Below are 26,206 nucleotides of genomic sequence, written 5' to 3'. Positions count from 1 at the left end.
CCTTGGGGGATCACAGATCCCGCGTCATGTCCTTGGTCTCTTGCCACTTCTCGGCGACGTCGCCGCGCGTGTCCCCCTGCTTCCACGGCTTTTCCAGCACCACGGTGAAGACGGCGTAGACGAGGGTGGCGGTGGCCGTGCCCCACAGGGTCCATGACCTGCCTGCGTCCGACAGGCTCAGCACACCTGCCCAGGCGAGGACCGGTGCCACCAGCAGGAGCGAAGTCATCAGGGGGTCGCCTGGATCCGGGTGCTGGTGCTTCACGACGAAGGGCCGTTGGACGAGGGTCATGAGCACTTCGCACACCGCGACCCCGAGCGCTGCTGCCCAGAGCAGGGTCTCCGTGGTGAGCCCCGAGTCCAGGGCCCACCTGTCGAGTGCCACCAGAGAGGCGGCCACGACGGGCCACTTGAGCACACCCGTCATGAGGTGGCCGATCAAGGCGGTCGACAGGTCGATGGGTGCTCTCGGTCGCTTGGATGCCTCAGTCATCGAAGAAATCTGCCTCTCAGAAGCAGTGCTCCTTGATGGAACCATAACCCAGAATCCCCTCGAGGACGGCAGCAGCCTCCGGGCCGATCTCGGCCGCAGCGGGGCCGGAGCGGATAGCCCTCCAGATGCCAGTGACTCCGCCCCAGATCTTGCGTGCCTTTCGAATCCAGTCGAGGACCTTGAAGACCGGCACGCCATAGGTGGCCACGACCTTGGCGACCTCCAAGCTGCAGCGCCAGCCCGAAGCAGTCGTGATGCTGTCCCCCGACGCGGATGCCCCGATGATCGAAGGTCCATCGATGACCTTGCGTCCGTTGAGCGCACGATTCAGCCGGGCCTCGTAGTTTGGCGTCGAACTGGGGTCGGCGTACTTCAGCGACGGGGGAAGAGCCTCGAGGTCTGCGATGAGGCTGTCCAGCTCTGCTGTTTCCGCAGAAGCTGTGGTCGATCCAGCGGCAACGGCTCAAGAGGAGCTTCCCAGGAGTCCAACGCTGATTCCTCCCGCAAGAACCGCGCGCCTGTTGACGTGTGTGGTCATGGTGAATGACCCCGACCGTGTCGGGTGCATGGGCCAGTTCACCCTCATGCAGGGTGGGGGGGGCTTGTCAAAGCTGGGGCCCAGGTCAAAGTCAGGGAGCTGACCATGCGGGTCCTGCGCTGCTCCCAGGGCCGAGGACCTGCCTCAGGCCAGCGAGTCGCCTCAGTCCAGCGAGTCGCGCACGAGCGCGTCCGGGATCTCGTCGGCGTCGAGGATCCGGTAGGCGTACCCCTGCTCGGCGAGGAAGCGCTGCCGGTGCGCGGCGAACTCCGCGTCGACGGTGTCGCGCGTGACCACCGTGTAGAAGTGCGCGGTGCGGCCGTCGGCCTTCGGCCGCAGCACCCGGCCGAGACGCTGGGCCTCCTCCTGGCGCGAGCCGAAGGTGCCGGAGACCTGCACGGCCACGGTGGCCTCGGGCAGGTCGATGGAGAAGTTCGCCACCTTGCTCACCACCAGGGTGGTGATCTCCCCGGAGCGGAAGGCCTCGAACAGCCGCGAGCGCTCCTTCTGCGGGGTCTGGCCGGTGATGATCTCGGCGTCCAGTCGGTTCGCGATCTCCTCCAGCTGCTCGATGTACTGGCCGATCACCAAGGTCGACTCCCCGGCGTGGTGCTCCAGGATCCGCTCCAGCACCGGCAGCTTCACGTCGGCGCTGGCCGCCAGCCGGTAGCGCTGGTCGGCCTCGGCAGTGGCGTAGACCATCCGCTCGGACTCCGGCAGCGAGACCCGCACCTCCACGCAGTCGGCCGGGGCGATCCACCCCTGGGCCTCGATGTCCTTCCACGGCGCGTTGAAGCGCTGCGGGCCGATGAGGCTGAACACCTCGTCCTCCCGCCCGTCCTCGCGGACCAAGGTGGCGGTCAGCCCGAGCCGGCGGCGGGCCTGCAAGTCGGCCGTCATCCGGAAGATCGGCGCCGGCAGCAGGTGCACCTCGTCGTAGACGATGAGGCCCCAGTCGCGGGCGTCGAGCAGGTCGAGGTGGCTGTAGACGCCCTTCCGCTTGGTGGTGAGCACCTGATAGGTCGCGATCGTGACCGGGCGGACCTCCTTGACGGTGCCGGAGTACTCGCCGATCTCCTCCTCGGTGAGGGAGGTGCGGGCCACCAGCTCGGCCTTCCATTGCCGGGCCGACTGGGTGTTCGTCACGAGGACGAGCGTCGTGGCCTGCTGGCGGGCCATCGCCCCGGCCCCCACCAGGGTCTTGCCCGCGCCGCAGGGCAGCACGACCACGCCGGAGCCGCCGTCGGCGAAGCCGTCCACCGCCTGCTGCTGGTAGGGGCGCAGCGACCACTCACCCTCCAGGGCGATGGGGTGAGCCTCGCCGTCCACGTACCCGGCCCGGTCGTCGGCCGGCCAGCCGGCCTTGATGAGCTCACTCTTCAGGGCCCCGCGCTCGCTGGGGTGCACGGCCACGGTGTCCTCGTCGACCCGCTCGCCGAGCATCGGGGCGATCTTCTTCTGCCGCGAGACCTCGGTGAGGACGGCCCGGTCGGTGGAGCGCAGCACGAGCCCGGCGGTGGGGTGCTGCTGCAGGGTGAGGCGGCCGTAGCGGTCCATCGTCTCGGCGATGTCGACCAGCAGCGGCTGCGGGACCGGGAAGCGGCTGTGGTTCACCAGGGCGTCGACGACCTGCTCGGCGTCCACGCCCGCGGCACGGGCGTTCCACAGGGCCAGCGGGGTGATCCGGTAGGTGTGCACGTGCTCCGGGGCGCGCTCCAGCTCGGCGAAGGGCGCGATGGCGCGTCGGGCTGCCTCGTGGCCGGGGTGGTCGACCTCCAGCAGGACGGACTTGTCGCTCTGGACGATGAGGGGACCGGTCATGGGGGCGTCAACGGTCTCGGTGGCTGCGCTGTTCCGTGCGTGATCCGGGCCACCCGATCGCGCGAAAATCGAGGGGTTAGGACCATGCTAACGTTCGGTTATCCCTCGCCGGGGGTGCACCGCGCCGTGGCGGGGGCTTCTTCCTGCCCGTTCCCGCCGGCCGTCGCGCCGGCTCGCCCCGGAGGTCTGCTGTGCCCCCACCCCCCATCTCGCGCCGTGCCCTGCTCGGTGCCGGCCTGCCCCTGCTCGCCGCGGCAGGACTGGGTGGCTGTGCCACGCGTGGCGGCTCGGCCGCAGCCGAGGAGGGAGGCCCGGTGCTCCATCTGGCCCTTCCCCACGACCCGGAGAACTGGGACCCCCACCAGCCCCCGTTCACCGTCTCCCGGGCCGTGGCCCGCCAGATCGCCGAGACGCTCGTGGACCAGGACCCCCGGACCGGGGAGATCCGCCCCTGGCTGGCCACCGAGTGGGAGGCGGACGCCGACAGCCGGAACTTCACCTTCCGCCTCCGCGACGGCGTGACCTTCTCCGACGGGCAACCGCTCACCGCCCGGTCCGTGCGCGCCAACTTCGACCGGATCGTCGAGCTCGGCCCGATGGCCTACGTCGGCGCCAACCTGCTCGCCGGCTACGAGGGCACGACGGTGCTCGACGAGCGCACCGTGCGCGTCTCCTTCAGCGAGTCCAACGCCCAGTTCCTGCAGGGCGCCACCACGCAGACGCTCAGCCTGCTCGCCGACGCCACCCTGCAGCGCACGCCCGACGAGGTCGCCCGCGGCGAGGTCATCGGCTCCGGGGTGTACCTCCTGGAGGACTACCGCCCCGGCGAGAAGCTCGTCCTGCGCCGCCGCCCCGACCATCCCTGGGGCTCCGGGGCCGTCGACCACCGCGGACCGGCCGCCTTCGAACGGGTCGACCTGTCGTTCATCCCCGACCCCACCACCCTCGTGGGAGCCCTGGTCTCCGGGCAGGTCGACGCCGCCTACCCGCTCGACGTCGCCACCCTGGGCGCCATCCCCGAGGACCGCATCACCCTCGACTCGCGCACCGGATCGGGCATCTCCGTGCCCCTCGTGCCGCTGCTGCACCGCACCCTCATGAAGGAGGCGGCCGTCCGGCGCGCGCTGAACCACGCCACCGACCGGCAGGCCATCGCCGACCGGATCTTCCAGGGCCGCGTGCGCCCCGCCACCTCCGTGCTCACCCGGGCCACCCCCGGCTGGGTCGACATGACCGAGTACCTCCGCCACGACCCCGCCCGGGCCCGGCAGATCCTCGAGGAGGCCGGCTGGCAGGAGGGCCCCGACGGGATCCGCCGCCGCGACGGGGAGCGCCTGCAGATCGAGATCCGCTACAGCGGGTCCGGCAGCACCTACGAGCAGATGTACCAGCTGCTCCAGCACCAGTGGCGGCAGGTCGGCATCGACTTCCGGCTCGCTCCCACCACTCCCGCCCAGATGAGCGAGTACTCGATCTACGACGCCCCCTACGACCTGAGCTCCTGGTCGCAGGGCCGCAATGACCCCGACGTGCTCCGCGTGGTCTACAGCTCGTTCTACGAGAACCAGTCCTTCTTCTTCGGTCGCCCGGTCCGGGAGATCGACGACGCCCTGCTCGCCATGCAGCGCACCGTCCACACTGGGAAGCGCGCCGAGGCCGCCGCCCGCGCGCAGCGCCTCATCCTCCGCGACGGCTACAGCATCCCCCTCTTCGACTCCGTCGGGACGATCGGCTGGGGCCGCGAGGTGGCCACCATCCCCTTCGACGCCGAGCTCAAGCCCTCGTTCGCCGGCGCCCGCCCGGCCGGTCAGGAGAAGCCGTGATCCCCTACGTGCTGCGCCGCATCGGGCACGCCCTCGTCGTGCTCTGGGGCGCCATCACCCTGTCCTTCGTGATCGTCCAGCTCGTGCCCGGCGACCCCGCCCGGCTCGTGCTCACCGGCAAGGAGTCCGGCGGAGGCGGCACGGCCTCCGCCGAGCAGCTCGCCGAGATCCGGACCCAGATGGGCCTCGACCGGCCCCTGCTCCAGCAGTACCTCGGCTACCTGGGGGACGTCGTGACCCTCGACTGGGGCGTCGCGTGGTCCAAGGAGCAGCGCGAGGTCGTCGAGGTGCTCGGCGACGGGCTCGTCCCCACCCTCCAACTCGGCCTGACCAGCCTCACCCTGCTGCTCCTCCTCGGCCTGGCCGGGGCGCTCGCCTCGGTGCTCCTGCCCACCCGCTGGCTGCGCGCCATAGCCGAGACGATCACCCTCGTGGGCATCGCCGTGCCCTCGTTCGTGCTGGCCATCGTGCTGCTGCAGATCTTCTCGTTCGGCCTGCAGTGGTTCCCGGCCTTCGGCACCGAGGGGTGGCGCTCGCTGGTGCTGCCCTCCCTGGCCATCGCCCTGCTCGGTGCCGGCACCCTCGCCCAGGTCTTCGCCCGCAGCATCCGCGAGGTGCAGGGGGAGGGGCACGTCGAGGTGGCCCGCGCCCGGGGGCTCTCGCCCCGCCAGGTGCTCACCGGCCACGTGCTGCGCAACGCCAGCCTGCCGGTCTACACCCTGGTCGGCATCCTCGTCGGCGGCATCGTCTCCGGCGCGGCCATCATCGAGACGGTCTTCGCCCGGCCCGGCATCGGCCAGCTGTACGTCGAGGCCGTCGAGGCCCGCGACTTCCCGCTCATCCAGGCGCTGATCATCCTCACCGGCGGCCTCTACGTGCTCGTCACGCTCGTCGTCGACCTCACCTACCCCCTGCTCGACCCGCGCATCGCCTCGCCCGGCGGCCGCGCTCGGCCGCGTCGCGCCGTCACCGCCCCGAGGAGCCACTGATGACCCTCCGCACCCTGCTCCGCGAGCCGGGCGCCGCGCTCGCCGCCGCGTTCCTGCTCCTCCTGCTGGGCTTCGCCCTCGTGCCGGGCCTGTTCGCCGGGTACGACCCTGTCGACCCGGCCGGGCCCTCGCTGGCCCCGCCGAGCCCCAGCCACTGGTTCGGCACCGACCTCACCGGGCGCGACGTGTGGTCCCGCGTGGTCCACGGTACCCGGCGCTCCCTGCTGGCCGGCGTCATCGCGGTGACCATCTCGCTGGTCGCCGGCTCCCTGCTCGGCATGCTCGCCGGGCACCTCGGCGGCGTCGTCGACGCGGTGATCTCCCGCTCCGTGGAGGTCATCGTGGCCATCCCCGGCCTGCTGCTCTCCATGGCGATCATCTCCGTGCTCGGCTTCGGCATCGAGAAGGTGGCGATCGCGGTGGGCATCGCGGGCATCCCGACCTTCGTGCGCATCGCCCGCTCGGAGACCCTTCGGATCAACGCCCTGCCGTACATGGACGCCGCGACCACCAGCGGCACCGGGCGCCTGAGGGCCGTGCTGCAGCACGTCGTCCCCAACGCCTGGGGCGCGGTGGCCGTCGTGGCCGGGATCGACCTGGGCGGTGCCATCCTCTCGGTGGCCGCCCTGTCCTTCCTCGGTTTCGGCGCCGTCCCGCCCACCCCCGAGTGGGGGTCCCAGATCAACGAGGGCCGGCTCTACATCGCCACCGCGTGGTGGTGGAGCCTCTTCCCGGCCCTCCTCGCCGCCGGCACCGTCCTGGCGGTCAACCGACTGAGCCGACGCGTCGGCACGAGGAGCGAGGCATGAGCACGCAGATCGACCAGGCCACCGCCCCCGGGGGAAGCTCTCCGGGCCGCGCCCCGCTCCTGGAAGTGCGCGGGCTCGCGGTGACCTACCGCCGCCGGGGCCGTTCCACCACGGCCGTCCGCGGGGTGGACCTCGCGGTGGAGCGCGGTGAGGCCGTCTCCCTCGTGGGCGCCTCGGGCTCGGGCAAGTCCACCGTCGTCCGAGCCGCCCTCGGGCTCCTGGGGCGGCAGGCCGAGGTGCAGGGATCCATCCGGCTCGCCGGCCGGGAGCTCAGTGCGCTGAGCCCGGCCCAGCGGCGACGTCTGGTGGGCACCACCATCGGTTATGTGCCGCAGGACCCGGGCAGCTCGCTCGACCCGCTGCGCCGCGTGCTCGACCAGGTGCGCGAGCCGCTGGACGTTCACGGCCTCGGCGAGCCCGGGCGCCGCGAGGGGCGTGCCCTGCAGGCCCTGCGCGACGCCGGGCTGGGGGACGCCGAGGCCATCGGGCGCCGCTGGCCGCACCAGCTCTCCGGCGGGCAGCGCCAGCGCGTGCTCATCGCCGCCGCGATCGTCACCCGCCCGGCGCTGCTGCTGGCCGACGAGCCGACCAGCGCGCTCGACGTCACCGTGCAGCGGGGCATCCTCGACCGGCTCCAGACCCTCGTGGCCGAGCAGGACATGTCCATGGTCGTCGTGACCCACGACCTCGCGGTGGCCGCCTCCCGGACCGAGCGCGTGCACGTCCTGCACGAGGGCGCGCTCGTGGAGTCCGGTCCCTCCCGGGTGGTGCTCTCGGGTGGCGAGCACCCCGCAACCCGCGCCCTGGTGGAGTCCGTACCGGGGCGGCGGGCCCGCGCACCGAGGGCTCTCGCGGCCCCGGGGCCGGTCGTCGTCCAGGCCACCGGGCTGACCAAGGAGTACCGCCAGGACCGCGGCACCGTCCACGCCCTGCGCGGGGTGGGCCTCGAGCTACGGGCCGGGGAGGCCCTCGGGGTGCTCGGGGAGTCCGGGTCGGGCAAGACCACCGTGGCCCGGGCGGTGCTGGGCCTCGTGGAGCCCGACGCCGGCCGGGTGCGCGTGGACGGCGAGGAGGTCGCCCGTCGCCACCGGGAGTTCCGCCGCACCGTGCAGCCGGTCTTCCAGAACCCGCACACCTCCTTCGACCCCTCGCGCACGGTGGGCTGGTCGGTGGCCGAGCCCCTGCGCGCGCTGGGAGGCCGGCTGTCACGCCGGGGGCAGAAGGAGCGCGTCGCCGAGCTGCTCGGCGAGGTCGGGCTCGACCCGGAGCTCGCCGGGCGCCTGCCGGCTGAGCTGTCCGGAGGTCAGCTGCAGCGCGCGGCGATCGCCCGGGCGCTGTCCGTGGAACCCCGCGTGCTGCTGTGCGACGAGGCTGTGAGCGCCCTGGACCTCGCGGTCCAGGGGCAGGTCGTGGACCTGCTGGCCCGGCTCTGTGCCGAGCGTGACCTGGCGCTGCTCTTCATCACCCACGACGTCGCGGTGGTGCGGGAGCTCTGCGAGCGCGTGGTCGTGATGCGGGAGGGCCTCGTGGTGGAGGAGGGCCCGACGGCCGAGGTGCTCGACCGTCCGCGGGAGCCGTACACCCGCCAGCTCGTCGACGCGGTACCGGTCATGCCCGCGGCCGTGTGATGCCCCCGGCCGGCGAGGTGGTTCACTGGTGTGCCGCAGATCACCACGATGCCCGGTCCACACCCAGGAGGCCCCATGCGCACCGCCCAGATCGAGCCGGCCCGCGAGCTCCCCCCGCAGACCGGGGCCCTCGGCGGGATGCCGGAGAAGGTCACCATCTACGAGGTCGGCCCCCGGGACGGCCTGCAGAACGAGAAGGGCGTCATCCCCACCGCGGTGAAGGCCGAGTTCGTCCGCCGCCTCCTGGCCGCCGGCCTGGACACCGTGGAGACCACCAGCTTCGTGCCGCAGAAGTGGGTGCCCCAGCTGGGTGACGCCGAGGAGCTCGTCGGCCTGCTCGGCGCGGACGCGAAGGGCCTGAAGCGCCCCGTGCTCGTGCCGAACATGCGCGGCCTGGAGCGTGCCCAGGAGCTGGGCCTGAGCAGCATCGCGGTCTTCGGCTCGGCCACCGAGACCTTCGCCCAGAAGAACCTCAACCGCTCCCACGCCGAGCAGTTCGCCATGTTCGAGCCGGTTGTCGAGCAGGCCCGGCAGTCCGGCATGTGGGTGCGTGCCTACGTCTCCATGTGCTTCGGCGACCCGTGGGAGGGCGAGGTCGCCATCAGCCAGGTGGCCGAGACCTGCCAGCGGCTCATGGACATGGGCTGCGACCAGCTGAGCCTCGGCGACACCATCGGGGTGGGCACCTACGCCCACGTCCACCGCCTGCTCGACGCACTGGAGAAGGCTGGCCTGAGCGCCGACCGGATCGGCGTCCACTTCCACGACACCTACGGCCAGGCCCTCTCCAACACGATGGCGGCCCTCACCCGCGGCGTCTCCGTGGTGGACGCCTCCGCCGGCGGCCTCGGCGGCTGCCCCTACGCCCAGTCGGCCACCGGCAACCTGGCCACCGAGGACCTCGTGTGGACCCTGCAGGGCCTGGGCATCGAGCACGGCGTGGACCTGCCCGCCCTCGTGGAGACCAGCACCTGGATGGCCGAGCAGCTCGGTCGCCCGTCGGCCAGCCGCGTGGTCAAGGCGCTCGCCGGCTGAATGCTCGCAGGCGCTTCTGGGCGACCTCGTGCACGCGACCTTCTGCTCGTCCCCGGGGGCGAAGATGAACGGTAGGTGACGCAGCAGAGAACGCGGCGTGTCACATTTGACAGATGCGGAATGAGGCGAAAATCTCACCCGCGAGGTTCCTCCATGCCTCGCGACGACCCCTCAACCGCAAGGAATGCCATGCCCTCCACCCCCAGCGTCCCACGCCTGCCCGTGGTCCTCGGCGGTGCGGCGCTCGGTCTCGGTGCTGCCGCCCTGACCTCGACGAGCGCTCACGCCACCGGTGCCTCCTCGGCCACGGAGCAGTTCTCCGTCACCGCGTGGTACCTCAACGTCCGCGCCGAGCCGACCACCGCCTCCTCCACCATCGGCTCCCTGGAGCGGGGCGACGTCGTCTCCGGCACCCCGCTGGGCAACGGCTGGGTCTCCCTGGCCTCCGGCGGCTACGTCCACGGATCGTGGCTGAAGTCCGCGCCGCCGGCCGCTGCCGAGACGACCTACCGCGTCAACACCTATCTCAACGTCCGCCAGGCCCCGACGGCCGCCTCCGACGTGGTGGGTCTCTACGTGCCCGGCCAGTCGGTCACCGGCACCCCTGTGGGCAACGGCTGGGTGAAGACCCCGCAGGGCTACGCCCACGGCGCCTACATGACGGCGGTCGACAAGACCGCCCCGGAGCCCGACCCCACGCCGGCCCCGGCCCCGTCGCCGGACACGAAGACGTACCACGTCGACCGCAGCGTGAACGTGCGTGCGGGAGCCGGGATGCGGCACGAGATCACCGGCATGCTCCAGGCCGGCACGCTCGTCGAGGGCACGCCGGAGGGAGGCTGGGTCAAGACCGAGAAGGGTTGGTTCTGGCACTCCTTCGCCACCGAGGTCCAGCCGGGAGACGAGCGTGTGACGCCTGAGCCGGAGCTGCTGCCGCCGCCGGCCCCGGCGCCGACCCCCGAGCCCGCCCCGACACCGACCCCCGAGCCCGAGCCCGAGCCGGTGGAGCCGCCGACCCCCGGCGCGGAGCTCGTCAAGTACGTCGAGCTGCCGGGCAACGACCAGTTCGGTGACGTCTACGCTGGTCCGTCCTACTCCTCCGGCCGCACCGGGTACGTGGCCGAGGGCGGTGTCGTCCGGGGCCGGTACACCGCGGACGGCCTCTGGTTCCAGGCCGGGCCGCGGAGCTTCATCCCGGCCAGCCAGCTCGGCGACGACCACCAGGTGTGGACCGGCGGGAACGGCCGCCTCGACCCCAACACCCTGTGCGACAACCCGATCCCCGGCCAGGAGCACCAGCTCCTCCAGTGCGCTGCCGCGGACGGCCTGTCCCGTCTGAACGCCGCGTACAAGAACCGGTTCGGCCACGACATGGGCCTCGGCGAGTGCTACCGCACCTACGAGACCCAGGTGCTCTACAAGCAGCGTCGCGGGTTCCGGGCCGCCGTGCCGGGCACCTCCCAGCACGGCTGGGCTGCGGCCTGCGATCTCAACGAGGGCGAGGCCCAGGTCGGCTTCCGGAGCGCCAAGTACAGCTGGCTCCGCCTCAACGCACCGAAGTACGGCTGGGACAACCCCACCTGGGCCCGTGAGGGTGCGTACAAGCCGGAGTACTGGCACTGGGAGTACAGCGCCCTGACCAAGTACAACGCACTGGCTGCCCAGCGGGCCAACGGCGCCACGGTGATGCGCTGACCCGAACCACCCGCTCGCCCGCTTCGGGGCCACCTCTCGCACGGACAGGTGGCCCCGAGTGGCATCGTGGCCCCATGACGACGCTCGGACTCTCCCTCGACCACCGGGACCTCTCGGTCCGCCCGCAGGACGACCTGTTCCTCCACGCGAACGGCACCTGGCGCGCGACCCACGAGATCCCTGCCGACCGATCCCGCTACGGCACCTTCGACGCGCTGCGGGAGCGCGCCGAGGAGGACGTCCGCGTCCTCGTGGAGGAGGCCGCCGAGCAGGCGGCCGATGAGGGTGCCGACGAGAACGCGCAGCGGGTGGGCGACCTCTACCGCTCCTTCATGGACACCGAGGCCGTCGAGGCCGCGGGCACCGACGCCCTGGCCGAGGACCTGCAGCGCGTCCGCTCCGTGCAGGATGCCACCGGGCTGGCCCGGGCGCTCGGCGAGCTGCAGGCCCGGGGCGTGGAGGGCCTGGTCCACCCCTTCGTGGACAACGACAACGAGTTCCCGGACCGCTACTCGGTCTACCTGCACCAGGGCGGGCTGGGGCTGCCGGACGAGTCCTACTACCGCGAGGAGCAGCACGCCGAGGTGCTGAGCGCCTACCAGGAGCACGTGGCGCGCCTGGCCGTGCTGGGTGGGATCGTCGACGAGGCCGGGGCCGAGGGCTTCGCGCAGCGCGTGGTGGACCTCGAGACCCGGATCGCCGGCCTGCACTGGGACGCCGTCCGCGCCCGGGACGCGGTGGCCTCCTTCACCCCGTGGACCCGGGAGGAGCTCGGCGCGCGGACGGCGGGCCTGCACCTCGAGGAGTGGGCCGCCGCGCTCGGGCTGCCGGACGACGGGCTGGAGCGCGTCATCGCCCGCCAGCACGACTTCCTCTCCCGCGTCGGCGGGCTCGTCGAGGGCTTTGACGCCGTCGAGCTGGACACCTGGCGGGACTGGTTGGCCTGGCGCGTCCTGGGCTCCCGCGCGCCCTACCTGATGCAGGCGATCGTCGAGGAGAACTTCGCCTTCCACGGTCGCACCCTCACCGGTGCGCCGGAGCTGCGCGACCGCTGGAAGCGCGGCGTGGCCTTCGTGGAAGGGGCCGCCGGTGAGCTGGTCGGTCAGCTCTACGTGGCCAAGCACTTCCCGCCCAGCCACAAGGCGGCCATGGAGGAGCTCGTGGCGAATGTCGTCGAGGCCTACCGGCAGTGCTTCGAGTCGCTCGACTGGATGGGGCCCGAGACCCGTGAGCGGGCGCTGGAGAAGCTGGGCACCTTCCGGCCCAAGATCGGCTACCCGGAGCGGTGGAAGGACTACTCCGCGCTCGAGGTGGACCCGGGCGACCTGCTGGGCAACGTGCGCCGGTCGGCGCTCGTGGAGACCGCCCGTGAGCTGGCGAAGATCGGGAAGGAGGTGGACCGCGAGGAGTGGTTCATGCCGCCGCAGATGGTCAACGCCTACTACAACCCGGGCATGAACGAGATCGTCTTCCCGGCGGCCATCCTCCAGCCGCCCTTCTTCGACGCCGAGGCCGACCCGGCGGCCAACTACGGCGGCATCGGCGGGGTCATCGGGCACGAGATCGGCCACGGCTTCGACGACCAGGGCTCCCGCTACTCCGGCGAGGGGAAGCTCGAGGACTGGTGGACCGCCGAGGACCGGGAGCGTTTCGACGCCCTGGCTCAGCAGCTCGTCGAGCAGTTCTCCGCCCTCGAGCCGATCGACGCCCCGGGCCACACCGTCAACGGGGCGCTCACCGTGGGGGAGAACATCGGCGACCTCGGTGGCCTGGCCATCGGCTACGCCGCCTACCAGCTGTCGCTGGGCGACCAGGAGGCCCCGGAGCTCGAGGGCCTCACCGGCGCCCAGCGCTTCTTCCTCTCCTGGGCGCAGATCTGGTGCGGCTCCGCGAGGGAGGCCGAGGCGAAGCGGCTGCTCGTCGTCGACCCGCACGCCCCGATGGACGCGCGCGCGAACGTGGCCCGCAACCTCGACGCCTTCCACGAGGCCTTCGGTACCCAGCCGGGTGACGGCATGTGGCTCGACGAGGCCGACCGGGTGCGCATCTTCTGATCCGCACGCACTCCGGCCCCGGACCCTGCCTCAGTCGGTAGGGTCCGGGGCCGCTCGCGGCTCCAGGCGCACCGTGCACCACGGCAGCGCCGCCTGGGCCACCGGTCCGATGAGCAGGACGTAGAGCACCGTCCCCAGGCCCACCACCCCGCCGAGCAGCCAGCCGCTGGCCACCACGACGATCTCGATGGCCGTGCGCACCGAGCGGATCGAGCGACCGCTCCGGCGTGCGATGCCGGTCATGAGCCCGTCGCGGGGGCCGGGGCCGAGCTGCGCGCCGATGTACATGGCAGTGGCGAGGCCGTTGAGCACGACTCCGGCGATCACCATCGGCACGCGGACGGCGAGGCCCTCGACCTCTGGGAGCGCCATGAGGGTCAGGTCGGCGGCGGGGCCGATGAGGAGCGAGTTCGCGACCGTCCCGAGGCCCGGCATCTCGCGCAGCGGGATCCACAGCAGGAGCACGACGAAGCTCACGATGACCACCATCGTGCCGATGGAGACGGGCAGCCACCGGGTCAGGCCGAGGTGCAGGACGTCCCACGGGGCCGTCCCGAGCCCGGCCCGGATGATGAGGGCGAGCGCCGCGCCGTAGAGGAGGAGGCCGGCGACGAGGAGCGGGATGCGCACGGCCAGGCGCCCGGCGCGCAGCTGCTCCAGAGGCCCGAGGGGCTGGGTGCGGCCCGGGCCGGGGCCAGGTCCAGGACCGGGTCCAACGAGCTGCGGCGTCGTGTGCATGCGCGAAGAGTAGTCGCGTGGGTGGACAGCGCCCGGACAGCGCGCTGCCCCCGTCACCCGGTGGGGTGGCGGGGGCAGACAGGAAGGAGGCCCACGACCCGCGAACGGGTCGGAGCCTCACAGCTGCGCGGCGGGTCTCCCCGCCTCAGTGGCGCTGGGTGTACCTCTCAGAGACCCGAGGTCTCAGCAGGGGGTACGCCTCAGAGCTTGATCAGGCCGCGCTTGACGGCGTTGACCAGACGGCGGGGCACGGTGACCTCGTTGCCGTCGATGGTCTGCGTCTGCAGGGTGGGCACCTCTGCCTTCCACTGCGAGCGGCGGTGGCGGGTGTTGCTTCGGGACATCTTGCGCTTCGGAACGGCCATACCTTCCATTCTACGACAGATTCCGTGGTCCCTGTACCACGCGCCGGAGGGGGAGGCGGCCGGGCGTCACCGGGCCTGCGCGACCCCCACGATCCGGTGGGCGCTCCACACCCGCGGGAGGCGCTCCCCGGCCCGCACCGCGTGGAGCCGTCCACCCTCCAGCGAGCCGGGGGTGACCAGGGCGTGCTGCACCCCGCCGAGCGGGTCGGTGTGCCAGATCCACACCGGGCGCGCGTCGGCCACGGCCTCGCGCAGGACGGCCTGCACCACGGCGGGGTCGCGGGAGTCCATGGCGGGGGCGTCGGGGGTGGCCGGTTGCTCCGGCGGGGTGGGCTCGCCCGCCGCGAGGAGCCGCTCGGCCCGGTCCAGGGCTGCCTCCCGGGTGAGGGGCTGCGAGAGGACCTCCCGGGCTCCCGAGCGCGGACTCACCCGGGGCGGTGTGCTCGGACGGGTGACCGACGGGCCGTACCCGTGGTCCCGGAGGAAGGCACGTGCCCGTGCGGCCGGCAGCCGCGAGGCGAGGACGGTGGGCGCCAGGAGCTCCAGGCCCAGCGGGGCCAGGTCCGGGTCGTGCAGCATGCGCGTCGCCAGGGCCGGGTCGTCGAGCACCAGGGCGCTCCCGGCGTCCGTCAGGTGCACCCGGCCGTGGCCGGCGGCCACCTCGCGCAGCAGGTAGTCCACCGGCTGCGGCAGCCCGGTGGCCGAGGCGGCCTCCAGCGCGGCGCGCACGTCACTGGCGCTGTGCCCGGCGTCGAGGGCGCGGCGCAGGCTGGCCTCGGTGAGGCGGTGGATCGTCGCTCCGCCGCGGGACTCCACCTGGCCCACGAGGTGCAGCAGCCCGGCGAGATGAGGTGTGGGGCGCCCCAGCGAGACGGCGGTGAGGTCGGCCTGCAGCAGCACCCGGTCGGCGGCGGCGGGGAGATGCTCCTCCAGGCCGGCGGAGAGCGCGCCCGCGTCCAGCTGCGCCGGACGGGATCCCGGCACCACGGCCAGCCACGGGGCGGCGACCACCCGGGTGGGATCGGTGGCCGGGGAGGCCACCAGGCCGAGGGCGCGCGCCTGCGCCACCACGGCCTCCACCCGCTCGGCGGGGGGCGTCCTGCGCAGCGGGTGCCGCCAGCGCCAGCGCTGCAGCAGCTCCTCGGGCGAGGCCGGAGCCCCATCGAGGAGGACGACCTCCTCGAGCAGCTCCTGTCGCAGCCGGCGCACCAGCGGGGAACGGGCCCCCTCGGAGAGGGCGTTCGCGCGGCGGTCCCCCTCCCGGGCCGCGGGGTCGGCCGGCATCGCCCACCAGGCCTCGAGCAGGGCGAGGACGCGCTCGGGGTCGGGCTGCTGCCACCAGCGGTCCGCCATGGGGGTGGGGCCCCAGACGTGCTCCCCCGCGCGGTCGGCCTCCGCCGGGAGGGGACCGACGTCCAGGAGGCCGGCGGCGTGCGCGGTCTCCAGCAGCAGGTGGATGCCATCGGCGTCGGTGTCCAGGGCGCGGGACAGGCGCGCCACCTCCCGCACCCCGGTCCCGGAACCCGCCAGCAGGGTGGCCGGACGGTCCTGCAGCTCGAGGAGGAGCTCGTCGGTGCGGCCGAGCAGGTCGGAGACCTGCGCGGCGGCGGCGTCGGTGAGCAGGTCGGGGCGGGGCGTCCCACCGGGAGCGGGGCGGGGCGGGGCACCTTCCCAGGCACGGTGCGTCCTGCCCTCCCGGAGCGCCAGGGCGACCCCACGGGGGAGGAGGACCGTGCCCGGGGCCACCCGGACCAGCAGTCCACGCTCCACGAGGGCGTCCCGCGCGGCCTGCGTGGAGGGAGGTGCGGCCTCGGTCACCTGCCCGACCGGCGGCCCCCAGAGGAGGGCGTCGAGCAGGGCGCGCTCGGGTGACGGGAGGCCCGCCAGCACGGCCGGGGTGACCTCCGGGGGTGGGGTGCTCCCGGCCTCCTGGGCCCCGGCCAGCCGGGCCGGTCGGGGGATGAGCTCGGTGATCGTGCGCAGCGGTCGCAGACCCTCCGGGCTGCGCCAGAGCAGGGCCAGCTCCACGAGGTGTGCCAGGCAGGTGCGGGCATCGTCGGAGGGGGCACCGGTCGCGTGGGCGACGGCGGCGGCGTCCACCGGGGCCAGGACCAGCACGGCCTCCAGGGCCTGCAGCTCCGGGCGGGTGAGCCCCTCCAGGGCGCGCTGCACGGAGGTGGGGGTGGTCGCGGCGGCGGCGAGACCGGCCAGGTCGGTGCTGCTCGAGCGGGCCAGGTCCGGGCGGGCTTCGAGCAGGTCCGCCAGCTCCTCCGGGGAGCGTCCACGCAGGTCGTCGGCGAGCGAGCGGAAGCCCCCGGAGTCGGGGCGGCTCGGCGCGGACGCGCGGGAGCGGGGCGGAGGGGTCACCCCTCCACGCTAGTCCGTCGGCCGGGAGCGGCCGTCACCGGAACCGGTAACCGGCCCCGCGCACGGTCTCGATCCGACCGGGCCCCACCTTCTGCCGCAGCTGCCGCACACAGACGTCCACCACGTTCGAGGCGACGTCGTGGTCCACCCCCCACACCTCGGCGAGGAGCTGCTGCCGGCTCAGCACCTGGCCGGCGTGGCGCATGAGCATGGTGAGCAGGCCGAACTCGCGGGAGGTGAGCTCGGCGTGCAGCCCGGCGCCCTCCACGATCCGGGTGCGCTGGTCGAGCACGAGGCCTCCAGCCTCCAGGGTGAGTGCGTCGGCTCCGCCCCGGGCGGCGTCCGGGGTGTCCGCCAGCCGGACCCGGATCCGGGCCAGGAGCTCGGCGAACTGGAAGGGCTTGGCCATGTAGTCGTTCGCGCCACCCTCCAGGACGGCCACGGTGTCCTCCACCGAGTCCCGGGCGGTGAGGACGATGACCGGCAGCTCGTGCCCCTGGCCACGGAGGGCCTGGAGGAGCTCGAAGCCGTCGAGACCGGGCAGGCCCAGGTCCAGGACCATGAGGTCGAAACCGCCGTGGGTGGCCAGGGTGAGACCGGTCCGGCCGTCCGTGGCCACCTCGGTCTGGTGCCCGGCGGCGCGCAGCCCCTTCTCGATGAAGGCGGAGATCCGCGGATTGTCCTCGACGATGAGGATGTGGGCCACTCAGTCCTCCTCGGGGGAGTCGGGGTCGGTCGCCGGGGCGGGGCCGGGGCCCACCACGGGAAGGGTCAGGGTGAAGGTCGCGCCGCCGCCGGGGGTCTCGGAGACGGAGACCGCGCCACCGTGGTTCTCCGCGATGGCCCGCACGATCGGCAGCCCCAGGCCGGCGCCGTCGTGGTCCGCGGCGCTGCCCTCCACGCGATGGAAGCGCTCGAAGATCCGGCGGGCCTGCTTGGGGGGCACCCCGGGGCCGTGGTCGGCGACGCTCCAGGCCAGCTCCCAGCGGCCGTCGCCGAGGAGCTGCCAGCGGGAGGCCAGGTGGATCCGGTCGCCCGTCCCGGTGTGCTGGACGGCGTTCCGGGCCAGCTGGAGGACCGCCTGGCTGACCCGCTGCGCGTCGAGCAGGGCGTGCCCCTCGGCCACCTCGTCGAGCACCCAGTCGCGCTCCCCGAGATGGCGGACGTGGGAGTCGAGCTCCAGGGTGAGGGCTGCCACGTCGGTCTCCACCGGGCGGACGTGGTCTGGTCGGTCGACCTTGGCCAGGGTGAGCAGGTCGGTGACGATCCGGTTCATCCGATCCAGCTCGTGGAGCACCAGCTGCACCGTCTCCCGGCGCTCCTGCGGGTCGTCGCCCATGAGCTCCAGGTGCCCGCGGATCACGGTGATCGGGGTGCGCAGCTCGTGCCCGGCGTCGTCCACGAAGCGCCGCTGGGTGGCGAAGGCATCCTCGAGCCGGTCCAGCATGCCGTTGAAGGTACGACCCAGCTGGGCCACCTCGTCGTGCCCGCTCACCGGGAGCCGGCGGGTCAGGTCACGCTCGGAGATCTCCTGGGCGGTCGACTGGAAGCTCCGCAGCGGGGCGAGGATCCGCCCGGCCACGGCCCAGCCGACCAGCCCGGTGAGTGCGAGGATCGCCAGCGCGACGGGCAGCGCCCGGCGCAGCACGCCCTGGACCGCGCGGTTCTCCCGCTCGGGGAAGACTGCGACGGTCAGGGAACCGCTGCCACCGCCGAGCTCCACGGTGGTCCGGCCGTACCGCGCCTCACCGAGCGGGGTGTCCACGATGCCGCTCTCGGCCGTGGGGTGCTCGTCGACGAGCTCCCCGGAACGGATCAGGGAGTCGGCGTCCTCCACGGCGGCCCCGGAGACGTGGAGGACCTGACCGTCGGAGGTGCGGCCGATGAGCAGCTCGCTGTCGCTGGGGCGCTGTCGGGCGAGGAAGAGCTCCAGGAGTCGCTCGGTGGACTCGAAGGGCTCACCGGTCTCGGGGTCGACGCCCTCGGCCGTGAGCTGGTGGAACTCCCGGATCTCCTGCACCACGTCCTCGTTGGCCCGGTGCGCGTTGTCCGCCCGCACGAGCCCGTACGTGAGGAGGGCCAGGCAGGCCATCGCCAGGGCCACGATGCCCAGCAGCCACAGGACGATCCGCCCCCGCACCCCGAAGGTGCGTGACGGGCTGTCAGTCATCGTCACCCTCCTGCGCGTCATCGTCCTGGTCGTCGTCGATCTCATCATCCGTGTCGTCGCGGTCGTCCTCGCGGTCAGCGTCGCGGTCGTCCTCCTCGGCGGTGGGTCTCGGGCTCGTCGCGGTCGGGGAGGGCGTGGGGCGCTGCACCGCAGGTGGGACCTCCCGGACCGAGGTGGAGCCCGGACGGGACGGAGCCGGGGAACGCGTCGGCGGGGCGGACCGCGGGGTGGTCGAGACCGTGCCCCCGGCGGTCGGGCTCGCCGAGTCGTCCCGGGGGGCGCGGTAGGTCGTGGGGTCGGCGGCAGGGGTGGGTGGGCCCGTCGGGCTGGCCGCGGAGCTCCGCCCCCACGTCGGGCTGGCCGAGGTTGTGGCGCCGCCCGAGGAGGAGGGGGCGGTCGAGGGGCGTGTCGACTGCGTCGAGGAGCTGGCGCCCCCCGGTGTCCGATCGCTCGACGGGGAGGGGCGTGGGGCCTCGACGCCGTCCAGCGAGGGGCCGGGCGGGACCCGCAGGGCGAGGGCCACGACGATGGCGGCCACCACGACCGCCAGGGCCGCCACGACCAGGGGCGCGGAGCGGATCGAGGGCTTCACGGGGACTCCTCCGGGGAACGAGGCGTGGTGGGTGCGGGGACCAGCCGCAGTGGGGTGCTCCCGTCCAGGGTCCAGGTGCGCCAGCCGGGCGGGGTCCGGTCACCGGTGGCCAGGACCACGCCACGGTAGGTCTCCAGCGCCCGGGCCAGCGCCTCCTGACCGGTCGGGGAGAGCTGGTCGTGGACGTCGTGGAGGACCAGCAGCGGGGGGTCCCCGTACAGCCCGCGGGCCAGGTGGAGCAGGACCCGCTGCTCGCGGGTCAGGGGCTCGCCGCCGCGGCGCAGCATCGTGCGCTCGCCGCGGGGCAGGGCGGTGACCGCCTGGGTGAGGCCCACCCGTTCCAGCACCTCGGAGACGGGCTCGTCGGAGTCCGGACGGCGGTAGCGGACGGCGCGGGAGAGCCGCCCCTGCTCGAGCGGGGCGTCGGCGGAGACGTAGCCCAGCAGGCGACGCCGGCGGCGGCCCGGCACGGTGTCGAGATCCCACCCGTCCAGCTGCACCCAGCCGTCCGTCCCGGGCTCGTCGCCGACGAGGCGGGCCACCAGGGCATCCACCTGCTCGGGGTCCCGGCTCGTGACGTGGACGCGGGCTCCCTGCCCGGCGAGCAGCTCCGGCGCCCCGCGGTGCGGGTCCGGACCCGGCAGGTCGTGGACGTGCAGGAAGCCGCGGCCGCCGTGGGCGCGGCGTCCCGACCGCGGTTCAGGGGCGGGCTCAGTCCGCCCACGACGCAGCGCGCGGGCCAGCACGATGCAGGCGGCCAGGTGCGCCTGGCGGTACTCCGCCACCCGGCCCATGTCCTGCACCGGCGTGGAGACCAAGCCCACCAGGAGCAGGGCGGTGGTCAGCTGGTCGGCGGGGAGCCGCACCCAGGCAGCCGTGATGCCGGCCAGGATCATGGCCAGGACCGCCACCGAGGCGGCACCGCCCCGCATCACGCCGGCCAGCACGGCCCGGGTGACGGACGCGCGTCGTACCTCGTCGCTCAGGTCGTCGAGGCGGCGCAGCTCCCGCTCCACCCCGCCGGCGGCGCGGACCGTGGTGGCGGCGGCCACCGTGTCGGCGATGTGGGAGGCCATCCGGCCCCGGCGGCGTCGCAGCTCGCGGCTGCGGGCCAGCACCGGTGCGGCCAGCAGGCCGATGACCCCGACGAGCGCCAGGGCCGTCACGAGGACGGCCACGCCCAGCGGCCAGGAGATGAGCAGGAGTGCCACCACCACCCCCACCACGAGGGGGATCCCCGAGGCCAGGGGGGCGATCCCCTGGGCCACCCAGTTGCGCAGTGCGGACAGGTCGTTCGTGGTGCGCGCCACCGTGATCCCGAGGTTGGCCTGTCGTCCGGGAGCCAGCGCGGCGGAGACCAGCAGGCGACGGACCTCCAGCACGTAGTGCTGACCCAGGAGCTCGGCGAGGACCCACTCGGCCCAACGGAGCAGACCCACCGCGACGGCGGCCAGCACGAGCACGGCGGTGAGCCTCCACCGGGCCCCCGCCGACGGGGCGGAGAGCAGGTGGGGGGTGAACCACGCGATCGTGGCGGCCGCCGCGGCCTGCCCCAGTCCGGAGAGGACGAGGAGGGTCAGGTGGCGCCGGCGGGCCCCCTCCCAGACGGGAGGGAGCTCCGCGGCGGCCAGCCGTGCCTCGTGGGTCTGCGGCAGGTCGGAGCGGTCCTCGGCTCGGGGGCGCACCGGTCTCACAGGGCCAGGAAGCTGCGCACCACGGCCGGCTCCGCCAGGGCGTAGGTGTCCAGCAGGGGCAGGTCGAGGACCTCACCGGCCTCCTGGGTGGCCAGCGGGGAGGCGGTGATCGCACCGGTCACACCAGCCAGGGGGAGACCGTGCTTCCGCAGCTCGGCCACACCGGCCACCGCGCCGAGGGCCTCCCCGACGGTGAGGACCACGCGGTGGGCGTTCCGACCGAGCAGGCCGGAGCGGACCAGGTGCGAGGTCTCCCGCTGATAGAGCCCGTCGGCGATCTCGACGACCACCACGTCCGGGGCGGTGGCCACGAGCTCCCGGCGCACGGCGCCCACGAGCTGCTCGATCTCCGGCAGGTCCATCCGGAAGGTGCTGCCGTGGCCGAAGTCGGTGAAGTCCAGGACGGTCTCGGCGCCGGAGTCGTGGAACAGGCCCGGGTCGCCCCAGGCGCCGGTGCCGGTGGCCTTGCCGGCCGCCACCCGGAGGCCGGCCAGGGAGAGGCCGCGCACGATCTGGGCGACCGCGGTGGTCTTGCCCGCGTTCATCGAGCTGCCCAGCACGTAGACGACCGGGGGCTCGGTGGTGGCGCCCGGGGCGTCGGTGGCGGGGGTGTGCGCAGCGGGGGTGACGGAGAACGGGGCCACGTCGGTGAGCTGCAGCGGGGTACCGCCGGCGTCGGCGACCAGGCCGAGGGGCTCGATGACGGTCGGGTCGTTCGTGCTGCCGTGCTGGGTCACGACGTCCGCGGCCAGGCCACCGGCCGCGGCCAGGTTCGTCATGGCCAGGGAGCCGGGCACCTCGGCCTCGAACTGGTCCGGGGCGTAGCGGGGCGCGTAGGCCAGCAGCACCTCGTCATCGGGGTACAGGGTCTGGCGGCGGCCGTGCACGTCGGGCAGCTTCTTGTGGTGGCCGAAGGCGGCGACCCGGGCGAGCACGACCTGCCCGGCCCGCGGGGTCACGTCCTCGCCGGAGACGAGGGTGAAGTCACCGTCGGAGTCGTCCAGGTGGGCGGCGAGATGGCGGGTGGTGTACGCCTTCTTCGCGGCGCGGAGACGCTCGGTGGGCACCGGGGTGACGACGGTGCCCTGCTCGGTGGTCGCGGCGGAGGGGTCGCCGGCCAGGGGCAGGACCTCCGGGGTGGCGCCCTCGGCCAGCGCGGCGAGCGCGTCGTCGAGGAAGGAGGTGTGGGTGGGGGGAAGGGCCGTGGTGGTCATCGTGTGCTCCTGGGGCGGGGGAGGAGGGGCGTGTCCCTCGGTGATGGCTCCACGCTAGGGACGGATCGTGACCGCATCGTGAGGAGAACATGAGGACCTCTTCATGGTGGTCGTGGCAGAGTGGCGACAGGTGACGCAGGTCACCCTTTGTCGTCTGCCAGGAGGATTCATGTCTCGCAGCACCACCGATCACACCGCGGAGTCGTTCCCGGAGGTCGCCTACGTGTCCGGTACCAGCGAGGTGCCGCTCATCGGGCAGACCATCGGGCAGAACCTCGACGCCACGATCGCGCGCTTCGGCGACCGGGAGGCACTCGTGGAGTGCGCCACCGGGCGCCGCTGGACCTATGCCGAGCTGGGGGAGGCCGTCGACGAGCTGGCCCGGGCCCTCATGGCCCGCGGCCTGCGGGCGGGGGAGCGCATCGGCATCTGGTCCCCGAACTGCGCCGAGTGGACCCTCCTGCAGTACGCCACCGCCAAGGTCGGTGCCGTGCTCGTCAACGTCAACCCGGCCTACCGGGAGCACGAGCTGCAGTTCGTCGTCAACCAGTCGCAGATGCGCTGGCTGGTGAGCGCCATCAAGCACAAGACGAGCGACTACCGCCGGATGGTGGAGAAGGTCCGCTCCGGCTGCCCCGGCCTGGAGGAGGTCGTCTACCTGGGCGACGAGAGCTGGGACACCCTGCTCGGCGCTGCCGACGAGGTGGATGCCGCGGCGCTCGCCGCCCGGGGGGCCGAGCTCTCGGCGGACGACGCCATCAACATCCAGTACACCTCGGGCACCACGGGCTTCCCCAAGGGTGCCACCCTCAGCCACCACAACATCCTCAACAACGGCTTCTTCGTCGGGGAGCGGGTGCACTACACCGAGGAGGACCGAATCTGCCTGCCGGTGCCCTTCTACCACTGCTTCGGCATGGTCATGGGCAACCTGGCGGCCACCTCCCACGGGGCCTGCATGGTCATCCCGGCCCCGTCCTTCGAGCCGGCCGCCACCCTCCGCGCGGTCTCGGAGGAGAAGTGCACCAGTCTCTACGGCGTGCCGACGATGTTCATCGCCGAGCTCGGTCTCATCGACAAGGGGGAGAAGGAGTTCGACCTCTCCCACCTGCGCACCGGCATCATGGCCGGCTCGCCCTGCCCGGCCGAGATCATGCGCCGGGTCATGAACGAGATGAACATGTCCGAGGTGGCCATCTGCTACGGCATGACCGAGACCTCCCCGGTGTCGCTCATGACCGCCACCGACGACGACGTCCGGCAGCGCACCGAGACCGTCGGCCGGGTCATGCCACACGTCGAGGTGAAGATCGTGGACCCGGCGACGCAGCGCCCGGTGCGCCGCGGCCAGCCCGGTGAGCTGTGCACCCGCGGCTACTCGGTGATGCTCGGGTACTGGGACCAGCCGGAGAAGACCGCCGAGGCGATCGACGAGGCCCGGTGGATGCACACCGGGGACCTCGCGGTGATGGACGAGGACGGCTACGTCACCATCACCGGCCGGATGAAGGACATGGTCATCCGCGGTGGCGAGAACATCTACCCCCGCGAGATCGAGGAGTTCCTCTACGGCCACCCGTCCGTCCAGGACGTGCAGGTCATCGGCGTGCCGGACGAGAAGTACGGCGAGGAGCTCATGGCGTGGATCATCACCCGCCAGGGCGCCGACCCGCTGGATGCCGACGCGGTCCGCGAGTTCTGCACCGGCAAGCTCGCGCACTACAAGATCCCGCGCTACGTGCACGTCGTGGAGGAGTTCCCCATGACGGTCACCGGCAAGGTGCGCAAGGTGGACATGCGCGAGCAGGCGCTGGAGATCCTCGGCATCCACCGCTGAGGAGCGGGGCAAGGAGCCCCACGGAGTAGTTGTGGATCTTCGGCGACCCGCCCCCATTCCGTGGGGTTCGCCCACCATGGTGCCGGCGCCGCCCATGCCACGCCGTGGTGGGATGAATCGGTGATCATCTGGGTGAACGGCCCGTTCGGCGCGGGCAAGACGACGCTGGTCGAGGAGCTCCGGGAGCGTCTCCCTGGCGCCCTGGTCCTCGACCCCGAGGAACTCGGGTCCGTGGTGCGTGAGGTCGTCCCGCCGCCGCCCTCTGGAGACTTCCAGGACCTTCCGGTGTGGCGTGACCTGGTGCTGGCTGCCATCGCGAGCATCCGCCGGCACCATGAGGGGACGCTGCTCGTGCCGATGACGCTCGTCGTGCCGGCGTACCTCGAGGAGATCGTCGGAGGTGCGGTTGCGGCGGGGGAGCCGGTGCACCACGTCTGGCTCGACGTCCCGGCGGAGGTGCTCCGGCAGCGCATCCAGACGCAGGTCTTGGTCGACGAGCCGGGGCACAACGCCAGGATCGCGGCATGGCGTACTGCCCAGATCGAGCGGTGTCTGACGGCGCGTGCCCACCTCCCTGCAGGCACGATCGTGCTCGACGGGACCCAGCCCGTCGCGCGCGTCGCCACCGCTCTGCTTCGAGAGGTCGACCTCGCGAAGCGGGAGTGAGGGGCCGGGCTGGCCTCCATGGGACGGGTCCGGCGCAGGGCAGGGAAGACCCGCGGCTCACGACTCCACCACCACCGTCGCCCGGCCGCGGTCGTCCCGCACCACCCGGTGCACCACGCCGGGTCGTTCGACCAGCCGGTTGTGGTGCCCGCACAGGGGGATGAGGTTCGAGAGGTCCGTCCTCCCGCGGCCCCGCCCCGCTCCCGGTCCCGCCGCTCTCGTCCCCGGTGGTCCGGCGCCCTGTGGTCTCCCATCGTCCGGTGCCGGCTCCGGCGGCCTCGCGCTCGGCGGGCCCCCTCGTCTCGCGGCCCACGGCTCGTCATGGTGCATCTCGCACCAGGAGAAGGGGATGTCGCAGTCCTCCACCGCGCAGTGGGTGTAGAGGCGACTCACGGCCATCCGCTGCGCATCGGTGAAGAAGCGCCGGGCGGTCCCCAGGTCCAGGGGGAGCGAGTCGCCGCCGAGGACCGAGGGGATGATCCGGGCCTGCGCCGCCAGGCGCCGGACCTGACCAGCACTCACCGTCTCGCCCACGTCCGTCACGCCCGCGCGATCGCACTCGCCCCGGAGCGTCTCCAGGTCGGTGTGCACGACCACGGAGTAGTTCACGGCCCCGTGGAGGTGCCCCGTGGGCAGGTGGTCCACCAGGTCGGCCAGGGCCTTGCCCTGCTCGTGCTGCCAGTCGAGCTGGCGCTCGCGCCATGCCTCGTCCGCTGTGGCCGCCGTGCTCCCCGCGTCCGTCGCGTCCCGCTCATGCCCCACGCCCCGCTCGTGCCCCATGCCCCGCTCGCGGCCCGCAACACCTGCAGCGCCCCCGCCGCCCGGCCGGTTGCGCTTCCGCGGCGCCACCATCTCGCGCAGCACCTTCTCGAGCTGCCGTCCCTGCAGGCTCGGCAGGGTGAACGACCCGGTGCTGGTGCCGTCCTGGTCGTGGCGGATGCGGAAGGCCGCCCGCGCGCGGGCCTGCTCCTCCTCCGTGGCGACCTGGTGGTTCTCGTGGGTGTCCAGGGCGTCCTGCGACCACCCGGCCGCCGCCAGGCAGCGCCGGGCCTCCCGCCGCAGCTCCGACGGCCGCACCCGCTGGGCCTTCCGGACGAGCTCCTGCTCCACGACCCGCCGCTCCTCGGGAGTCACCTGCTCCGGGAGCCGCTGCAGCGCCTTGGCGATCACCTGCGCGTGGTCCGGCGAGATGAGCCCCTGGTCGAGTGCCTGCCCCGTCGCGCCCTGGCCGGCCCGGGTCCGCCCCGCCGCGCCGCCCGGGCCCGAGGGCGCCGGCCGACCCGCGGGCACCGGGTTCCCGAGCGCTCCCGCGAGGAAGTCGTCCCGCGCCGCCGGTGCGCCGTCCATCCGGCCCCCGCGCCCGAAGAACTGCCGCTCGTCCCGATGATGCATCCGCCCGGCCTCACGCTGCGCACGGGCCACCGCGCCCAGCCGCAGGCGCCCGGCGTCGACCCGGTGCCGGAGCCGCGTCAGCTCGCCCTCCAGCGAGCGCAGCTCCGACCCGTCGACACCCGAACCGTCCCCCAGGCCCCCGATCAGCCCCAGCAGCTCGTCCGCCACGCGGTGAGCCTCGGCGAGCAGCGCGCCGAGGGCCTCGGCCGGGTGCGCATGTCCACCCCTCGCCGAGCCCTGCGGCGCCACCATCGCGCTCATGGCCACGAACCTCCCCGCGCCTCAC

At 73.3% G+C, this 26,206-nt stretch carries 21 protein-coding genes; 9 read left to right on the top strand and 12 right to left on the bottom strand.

What is annotated here, in order from left to right:
* Positions 1 to 10: 10 nt before the first annotated feature.
* The 3 genes from CFT82_RS04205 to CFT82_RS04195 form a co-directional block, all read right to left on the bottom strand.
* A complete protein-coding gene (locus CFT82_RS04205) occupies positions 11 to 493 on the bottom strand; it encodes a hypothetical protein (protein WP_088817778.1) in 483 nt (160 codons plus the stop codon).
* 16 nt (positions 494 to 509) lie between these two features.
* A complete protein-coding gene (locus CFT82_RS04200) occupies positions 510 to 719 on the bottom strand; it encodes a hypothetical protein (RefSeq protein WP_143469478.1) in 210 nt (69 codons plus the stop codon).
* A gap of 474 nt (positions 720 to 1,193) precedes the next feature.
* The gene (locus tag CFT82_RS04195; RefSeq protein ID WP_088817776.1) at positions 1,194 to 2,852 is read right to left on the bottom strand and encodes a DNA repair helicase XPB; all 1,659 of its coding nucleotides are present in this window, start codon (positions 2,850 to 2,852) and stop codon (positions 1,194 to 1,196) included.
* 191 nt (positions 2,853 to 3,043) lie between these two features.
* Between CFT82_RS04195 and CFT82_RS04190 the strand changes: the two genes are divergently transcribed.
* From CFT82_RS04190 to CFT82_RS04160, 7 genes are all read left to right on the top strand, one after another.
* Entirely contained in the window at positions 3,044 to 4,675 is a 1,632-nt protein-coding gene (locus CFT82_RS04190; RefSeq protein ID WP_159461852.1) for an ABC transporter substrate-binding protein, read from the top strand.
* Positions 4,672 to 5,664, top strand: coding sequence for an ABC transporter permease (locus CFT82_RS04185; RefSeq protein ID WP_088817774.1), 993 nt, complete (start codon positions 4,672 to 4,674; stop codon positions 5,662 to 5,664). The genes CFT82_RS04190 and CFT82_RS04185 overlap by 4 nt, the downstream gene beginning before the upstream one ends.
* Positions 5,664 to 6,473, top strand: a complete 810-nt coding sequence (locus CFT82_RS04180) for an ABC transporter permease (protein ID WP_088817773.1) — start codon at positions 5,664 to 5,666, stop codon at positions 6,471 to 6,473. The genes CFT82_RS04185 and CFT82_RS04180 overlap by 1 nt, the downstream gene beginning before the upstream one ends.
* The gene (nikE, locus tag CFT82_RS04175) at positions 6,470 to 8,101 is read left to right on the top strand and encodes a nickel ABC transporter ATP-binding protein NikE (RefSeq protein ID WP_088817772.1); all 1,632 of its coding nucleotides are present in this window, start codon (positions 6,470 to 6,472) and stop codon (positions 8,099 to 8,101) included. The genes CFT82_RS04180 and nikE overlap by 4 nt, the downstream gene beginning before the upstream one ends.
* Positions 8,102 to 8,176: 75 nt before the next feature.
* Positions 8,177 to 9,136, top strand: a complete 960-nt coding sequence (locus tag CFT82_RS04170) for a hydroxymethylglutaryl-CoA lyase (protein ID WP_088817771.1) — start codon at positions 8,177 to 8,179, stop codon at positions 9,134 to 9,136.
* A gap of 189 nt (positions 9,137 to 9,325) precedes the next feature.
* The gene (locus tag CFT82_RS11680; protein WP_088817770.1) at positions 9,326 to 10,831 is read left to right on the top strand and encodes a D-alanyl-D-alanine carboxypeptidase family protein; all 1,506 of its coding nucleotides are present in this window, start codon (positions 9,326 to 9,328) and stop codon (positions 10,829 to 10,831) included.
* A 74-nt stretch (positions 10,832 to 10,905) separates the two neighbouring features.
* On the top strand, positions 10,906 to 12,885 hold the full coding sequence (locus tag CFT82_RS04160) for a M13 family metallopeptidase (protein WP_088817769.1): 1,980 nt from the start codon (positions 10,906 to 10,908) through the stop codon (positions 12,883 to 12,885).
* A 30-nt stretch (positions 12,886 to 12,915) separates the two neighbouring features.
* Here CFT82_RS04160 and yczE read toward each other — a convergent pair whose 3' ends face one another.
* The 8 genes from yczE to CFT82_RS04120 form a co-directional block, all read right to left on the bottom strand.
* Positions 12,916 to 13,623, bottom strand: a complete 708-nt coding sequence (gene yczE / locus CFT82_RS04155) for a membrane protein YczE (protein ID WP_234994259.1) — start codon at positions 13,621 to 13,623, stop codon at positions 12,916 to 12,918.
* A gap of 200 nt (positions 13,624 to 13,823) precedes the next feature.
* Complete coding sequence (gene rpmF, locus CFT82_RS04150; RefSeq protein ID WP_088817768.1) at positions 13,824 to 13,988, bottom strand: 50S ribosomal protein L32; 165 nt, start codon at positions 13,986 to 13,988, stop codon at positions 13,824 to 13,826.
* A gap of 66 nt (positions 13,989 to 14,054) precedes the next feature.
* Positions 14,055 to 16,355 (bottom strand): helicase-associated domain-containing protein, encoded by a 2,301-nt coding sequence (locus tag CFT82_RS04145; protein ID WP_088817767.1) that lies wholly within the window; start codon positions 16,353 to 16,355, stop codon positions 14,055 to 14,057.
* Between the two features lie 34 nt (positions 16,356 to 16,389).
* Positions 16,390 to 17,061 (bottom strand): response regulator transcription factor, encoded by a 672-nt coding sequence (locus CFT82_RS04140; protein WP_088817766.1) that lies wholly within the window; start codon positions 17,059 to 17,061, stop codon positions 16,390 to 16,392.
* Complete coding sequence (locus CFT82_RS04135) at positions 17,062 to 18,525, bottom strand: sensor histidine kinase (protein ID WP_088817765.1); 1,464 nt, start codon at positions 18,523 to 18,525, stop codon at positions 17,062 to 17,064.
* Entirely contained in the window at positions 18,518 to 19,117 is a 600-nt protein-coding gene (locus CFT82_RS04130) for a hypothetical protein (RefSeq protein ID WP_088817764.1), read from the bottom strand. The genes CFT82_RS04135 and CFT82_RS04130 overlap by 8 nt, the downstream gene beginning before the upstream one ends.
* Positions 19,114 to 20,802, bottom strand: coding sequence for an ABC transporter transmembrane domain-containing protein (locus tag CFT82_RS04125; RefSeq protein ID WP_159461851.1), 1,689 nt, complete (start codon positions 20,800 to 20,802; stop codon positions 19,114 to 19,116). The genes CFT82_RS04130 and CFT82_RS04125 overlap by 4 nt, the downstream gene beginning before the upstream one ends.
* 5 nt (positions 20,803 to 20,807) lie before the next feature.
* A complete protein-coding gene (locus CFT82_RS04120) occupies positions 20,808 to 22,025 on the bottom strand; it encodes a P-loop NTPase family protein (RefSeq protein WP_088817762.1) in 1,218 nt (405 codons plus the stop codon).
* Between the two features lie 169 nt (positions 22,026 to 22,194).
* Between CFT82_RS04120 and CFT82_RS04115 the strand changes: the two genes are divergently transcribed.
* A complete protein-coding gene (locus CFT82_RS04115; RefSeq protein WP_088817761.1) occupies positions 22,195 to 23,862 on the top strand; it encodes an AMP-binding protein in 1,668 nt (555 codons plus the stop codon).
* 60 nt (positions 23,863 to 23,922) lie between these two features.
* Positions 23,923 to 24,528: an AAA family ATPase gene (locus CFT82_RS04110; RefSeq protein ID WP_200815041.1), complete on the top strand. Its 606-nt coding sequence runs from the start codon at positions 23,923 to 23,925 to the stop codon at positions 24,526 to 24,528.
* Positions 24,529 to 24,585: 57 nt separating this feature from the next.
* Here the strand turns inward: CFT82_RS04110 and CFT82_RS04105 are convergent, their stop codons facing one another.
* Positions 24,586 to 26,181 carry a DUF222 domain-containing protein gene (locus CFT82_RS04105; RefSeq protein ID WP_088817759.1) on the bottom strand — a complete coding sequence of 532 codons (1,596 nt, stop codon included), beginning with the start codon at positions 26,179 to 26,181 and terminating at the stop codon, positions 24,586 to 24,588.
* Positions 26,182 to 26,206: the final 25 nt, after the last annotated feature.

This window comes from Kytococcus aerolatus (genome assembly GCF_900187395.1).
Lineage (GTDB): Bacteria > Actinomycetota > Actinomycetes > Actinomycetales > Dermatophilaceae > Kytococcus > Kytococcus aerolatus.
The sequence above is the reverse complement of the archived record's forward strand: the minus strand, read 5'-3'. Positions and strand labels throughout refer to the sequence as shown.

What these genes read in the sequence shown, in the direction of transcription:
- CFT82_RS04205 (WP_088817778.1), bottom strand. Translation starts at nt 493, where the DNA reads ATGACTGAGGCATCCAAGCGACCGAGAGCACCCATCGACCTGTCGACC.
- CFT82_RS04195 (WP_088817776.1), bottom strand. Translation starts at nt 2,852, where the DNA reads ATGACCGGTCCCCTCATCGTCCAGAGCGACAAGTCCGTCCTGCTGGAG.
- CFT82_RS04180 (WP_088817773.1), top strand. Translation starts at nt 5,664, where the DNA reads ATGACCCTCCGCACCCTGCTCCGCGAGCCGGGCGCCGCGCTCGCCGCC.
- nikE (WP_088817772.1), top strand. Translation starts at nt 6,470, where the DNA reads ATGAGCACGCAGATCGACCAGGCCACCGCCCCCGGGGGAAGCTCTCCG.
- CFT82_RS04170 (WP_088817771.1), top strand. Translation starts at nt 8,177, where the DNA reads ATGCGCACCGCCCAGATCGAGCCGGCCCGCGAGCTCCCCCCGCAGACC.
- CFT82_RS11680 (WP_088817770.1), top strand. Translation starts at nt 9,326, where the DNA reads ATGCCCTCCACCCCCAGCGTCCCACGCCTGCCCGTGGTCCTCGGCGGT.
- CFT82_RS04160 (WP_088817769.1), top strand. Translation starts at nt 10,906, where the DNA reads ATGACGACGCTCGGACTCTCCCTCGACCACCGGGACCTCTCGGTCCGC.
- yczE (WP_234994259.1), bottom strand. Translation starts at nt 13,623, where the DNA reads ATGCACACGACGCCGCAGCTCGTTGGACCCGGTCCTGGACCTGGCCCC.
- rpmF (WP_088817768.1), bottom strand. Translation starts at nt 13,988, where the DNA reads ATGGCCGTTCCGAAGCGCAAGATGTCCCGAAGCAACACCCGCCACCGC.
- CFT82_RS04135 (WP_088817765.1), bottom strand. Translation starts at nt 18,525, where the DNA reads ATGACTGACAGCCCGTCACGCACCTTCGGGGTGCGGGGGCGGATCGTC.
- CFT82_RS04120 (WP_088817762.1), bottom strand. Translation starts at nt 22,025, where the DNA reads ATGACCACCACGGCCCTTCCCCCCACCCACACCTCCTTCCTCGACGAC.
- CFT82_RS04115 (WP_088817761.1), top strand. Translation starts at nt 22,195, where the DNA reads ATGTCTCGCAGCACCACCGATCACACCGCGGAGTCGTTCCCGGAGGTC.
- CFT82_RS04105 (WP_088817759.1), bottom strand. Translation starts at nt 26,181, where the DNA reads ATGAGCGCGATGGTGGCGCCGCAGGGCTCGGCGAGGGGTGGACATGCG.